This window comes from Nguyenibacter vanlangensis, assembly GCF_013376155.1.
GTDB classification, from domain to species: Bacteria; Pseudomonadota; Alphaproteobacteria; order Acetobacterales; family Acetobacteraceae; genus Gluconacetobacter; species Gluconacetobacter vanlangensis.
Map to the genome: position 1 here is coordinate 1 of NZ_JABXXP010000814.1, position 1,173 is coordinate 1,173.

Consider the following 1,173-nt stretch of genomic DNA (forward strand, 5'->3'; position numbering starts at 1 on the left):
CCGTTGCCCGCGAGCCCGTCGCCGGGTTCGGCCAGGCGGCCGGCGGGCATGGGGGCGACGCTTTGGACTTCGACGCCCGGTCGCGGCGATGTGGAGGATCCCGGCGTGGAGCCCGGGGGCGCGGGCATTGCCATGGGGGGCGTGTGCGCGCGGGGCATCGTCATGCCCGTGCCCATCCCCATCCCCATGTCCATCATCGTGCGCATCGGGCGCGGGTCCATCGGCGGGATCGGGCCGGACTGGCCGGGGGCGGTGGCCAGGGTGCCGCGGGCGAAGCCGGTGCGGTCCTCGGACTGGGCGAAGATGGTGAAGGGACCGGGCCGGTCCGGGCGGACCAGCACGTCGTAGGTTTCCGCCGGGGCGATGCGGAATTCGTCGACCGGCACCGGGTCGACGTCATTGCCGTCGGCCTGGACGACCGTCATCGCGAGGCCGGGGATGCGGACGTCGAACAGGGTCATGGACGCGGCGTTGATGACCCGCAGCCGGATGCATTCGCCGGGCCGGAACAGGCCGGTCCAGTTGGCGCCGGGGGGCAGTCCGTTCAACAGGTAGGTGTAGATGATGCCCGAGACGTCGGAAATATCGGTGGGCGCCATGTTCATCCGCCCCCAGGCAAGCCGGTCGCGCAGGGTGGCGCCCAGCCCCTGCCGCGCGGTATCGCGCAGGAACGTGCCCAGGGTGCGCTGGCGGAAATTATAATAGTCGCTCTGGAATTTCAGATTGGAGACGATGTCCGCCGGATCGACGTCGGTCCAGTCGGACAGCAGCAGCACGTAGTCGCGGTCGGCGGGAGGGATGTCGGCGCGCGGCGCGGCGCCGTCCGGCGGATCGATGACGAGGGCGCCGGAAAGGCCCGTCTGTTCCTGGAAGCCGGAATGGCTGTGATACCAGTAGGTGCCGCTCTGCCGGACCGGGAAGCGGTAGGTGAAGCTGTCGCCCGGCGCGATGCCGTCGAAGCTGAGGCCCGGCACGCCGTCCATCGCGGCGGGCAGGCGGATGCCGTGCCAGTGAATCGACGTGGGAACCACGAGCCGGTTGGTGACGGTGAGGCTGACGCTGTCGCCCTGGCGCCAGCGCAGGGTGGGCGCGGGCATCGTGCCGTTGTTGCCGGTGGCCAGCGCGCGGCGGCCGGTGATGGCCACCGGGACCTGTTCGACCGCCAGGGCGAAG

The 1,173-nt window shown here is 71.0% G+C and carries 1 protein-coding gene; it reads right to left on the reverse strand.

Annotated features, from left to right (window positions below; genetic code table 11):
- On the reverse strand, nt 1-1,173 hold a 1,173-nt coding region (locus HUK84_RS19275; protein WP_176641652.1), incomplete at both ends, for a copper resistance system multicopper oxidase.